We start from the raw sequence: 2,625 nt of genomic DNA, 5'->3' as shown, positions 1-2,625 counted from the left end.
CGCGGGGCTTCATGCGGAAGAGCACCAGCGCGCCGGGTCCGGCGTCGGCGGGCGACACCTCGATCATCATCCGCCGCGCGCCCTCGGCCAGAACTTCGCGCGGGCCGGTCTCGCCCCAGTCGCGGCTGTAGGGCGGGATCAGGAACGGCTCAGGGCCGATGACCTCGCGCCAGACGCCCCGGGCCAGTCCGAGGCAGTCGCAGCCGACACCTCGAAGGCTGGCCTGGTCGTGGTAGGGCGTGCCGAGCCAGGACCGTGCGATGCCGATGACGCGGGCGGGATCGGCCGAGGTCACAGCACGGATCCCTGATGCCCGCCGTCCTTCGTGGCATAGCGCAGCACCGCGTCCTGGCCGGGGATGTGCGGGAAGCCGCGGAAGTTGAGGGTATTCGCGAACTTCGCGCCACATGTTTCCATGCGCTTGTCACAGCCCGCATAGATGGTGAAGGCATCGCTTTCGGCGATGGACCGCACCGGCGCCTCGAGCAGGGTCAGGATCGCCACGCCGTCCGTGACATCATGGCCCAGCACCTCGGTGCGCCGCCCCGCGTTCGCGCCGCTGGTCCATTCGACCGTGCCGAAGGTGAACCAGCCTGAGGCAAACCCGTCGAGCCCCGAGGCGGTGAAGGACCGGTCGCGCAGGAGATCGATGACGGCGCCCGTCCCCTTATAGGCGGGGTCCTCCAGATCGACGCCGCAGCGCGCATCGCCGAGCGCAGCGTCGCAGGTCGCCTGGAAGGTCCGCCCGACCGTCTGGCCCAGCACATGCGCGAGCGAGCGCACCTCGGCGACGAACGCCAGCCGCCCACGCCTGATCTGGCCGATGGCCCCGCGCCGCATCAGCACGCGCTGGCTCGTATCGGCCCAGTTCACCCGCCAGACCTCGACCATGGCGTTGTCCCAGCGGCCGTCGAGGATGTCGGTCTCGGTGATCCGGTCGGAGGTCAGCACGCCTTCCGCGTCTTGCGCATCGACCGACAGATCAGAGCCCGTGCGGACCTCGGAGGCTGTCAGCCCGCTCTCGGGTTCGAAATCCGTGCCAATGAGGCTCAGCGTCCGGTCGTGGTCGGTGAAGCCGAAACTCGCACCGTCGGCGCGGGTGATCCGCCAGCACCAGGCGAGCGTGGTCGTGCCGTCGTCGAGATGGGCCTGCAGGGCGGGGTCAAAGGTCTTCATCGGCGCAGTTCCAGCAGCGGAATGGAGGTGATCGAACCGAGCCGCTCGAGGTCGAGCGTCACGTCGAGCACGTCGGTGTCGAACCGGACCGGCACGTCGAACTCGAAGCCTGCGGTGATCGCGACGCCAGCGCCCGGCGGGGTGGTGAAGGTGATGACGCCGGACGTGGTATCGACGGACCAGCCGGACGCTTGGGGCGCGCCGTTCAAGGCGATGGTGACCGAGCCCGCGACCGGCTTGGCGATGGTCCGCACCCATGTCTGGCTGCCCGAGGCGTAGCGCTTCACGAGCTGGAAGGCGGTTGTCGTGCCATCGCCGGTGGCAATCACCTGATCGGTCGGGGTTGGTGCTCCCGAAGGCAGGCAAGATTTGTGATCGCCCCAATCCTTGAACCGGAAGCCATGGAGGCGCCCGTTCCGCGCCTCGAAGAAGGCGACCACGGCCGCCAGATCGTCGGCCCGGCGGATGCCGTAGGCTACATCATAGCGGCGGCGCGAGTTGGCCCAGCTGGCGTTGCGCTCCTCGTCGCCAGAGGCGAGCTCGACGATCTGCGTGCGTCGCTCCGGCCCGCCTCGCGCGCCTCGGCTGATGTTGTCCGGGAACCGGACCTCGTGGAACGCCATGGCTTACATCCCCCGGCGCCCGAGCGAGACCGCCCGGGCGATGTCCGCCGCGACCTGCGTGCGGGACTGCCGGAAGCTCTCGGCGTCGCGGGCCATGATGGTGACATTGATCCCGCCGCCAGTGCTGTAGCCCTGCGCCTCGCGCCGGGAGAGCACGCGCTCGCCGTGCTGCAGGATGGCGGGCACCTCGTCGTGCCGAAGCCCCGCCGCGCCGCCCGAATGCATCCGGGGCGCGGCGGCGAAGGCCATGGCTGGAACCATCCGCGAGGGCCCGGCCGATCCGACCATCCCGCCTGCGTGAAGAATGTCGGCAAAGATGCCGCCAGCGCCACCAAGCGCGCCGGACAGTGCATTGGCGATCGGCCCCAGGATGAACCGCCGCGCCGCGAGCTGGGCGAGATCGGCGAGCAGCGAGGTGACGAGGTCGCGAAAATTCAGCTTGCCGGTCTTCACGAACTCACCGACCGCGTTCTCCGCCGACTGGAAGGCGCCGACGAGGCTCTGGCCGATATCGCCGCCGATGTCGCGGGCCTTGCTGGCGTAGTCGGACAGCGCCGCCGTGACCGCACGCCAGCCGGTGACGGCGGCCTCGGTGTCGGGCTCCGCGGCGGCGGCAGCAGCCCCGGCGGCCGCACCGGCTCCAGTGGCGGCGCGTCCGGCTTCCCCAAGCGCCGTCTCCAACCGCGCGGCCGCACCGGTGGCCTCGGTCAGCGCATTGGCACTGGCCTCGTCGGTGCCGCGCACCGCATCCCGCAGCGCCTGCCAGCTTTCGAGGGGCGCGCGGGCCCCTTCGGCCAGCTCGCGCGCGGCGCCACGATAGAGGTTC

Annotated in this window: 4 protein-coding genes; all 4 read right to left on the bottom strand. The window is 70.5% G+C overall.

The features are described 5' to 3' along the window. Positions 1-295, bottom strand: a 295-nt coding sequence (locus OCGS_RS12740; protein WP_040611033.1) for a C40 family peptidase, incomplete at its 3' end; no start/stop codon positions are given. Further along, a complete protein-coding gene (locus tag OCGS_RS12735) occupies positions 292-1,176 on the bottom strand; it encodes a DUF2163 domain-containing protein (RefSeq protein ID WP_007427660.1) in 885 nt (294 codons plus the stop codon). The genes OCGS_RS12740 and OCGS_RS12735, both read right to left, overlap by 4 nt. After that, positions 1,173-1,799, bottom strand: coding sequence for a DUF2460 domain-containing protein (locus tag OCGS_RS12730; protein ID WP_007427659.1), 627 nt, complete (start codon positions 1,797-1,799; stop codon positions 1,173-1,175). The genes OCGS_RS12735 and OCGS_RS12730 overlap by 4 nt, the downstream gene beginning before the upstream one ends. 3 nt (positions 1,800-1,802) lie before the next feature. Then, on the bottom strand, positions 1,803-2,625 hold an 823-nt coding region (locus OCGS_RS12725), incomplete at its 5' end, for a phage tail tape measure C-terminal domain-containing protein (RefSeq protein ID WP_040611032.1).

The organism is Oceaniovalibus guishaninsula JLT2003, from assembly GCF_000299575.1.
In the GTDB taxonomy this organism is placed as follows: Bacteria; Pseudomonadota; Alphaproteobacteria; order Rhodobacterales; family Rhodobacteraceae; genus Palleronia; species Palleronia guishaninsula.
Note: the sequence above shows the minus strand (reverse complement) of the source record. Positions and strands in the feature narration are given on the sequence as shown.

What these genes read in the sequence shown, in the direction of transcription:
- OCGS_RS12735 (WP_007427660.1), bottom strand. Translation starts at nt 1,176, where the DNA reads ATGAAGACCTTTGACCCCGCCCTGCAGGCCCATCTCGACGACGGCACG.
- OCGS_RS12730 (WP_007427659.1), bottom strand. Translation starts at nt 1,799, where the DNA reads ATGGCGTTCCACGAGGTCCGGTTCCCGGACAACATCAGCCGAGGCGCG.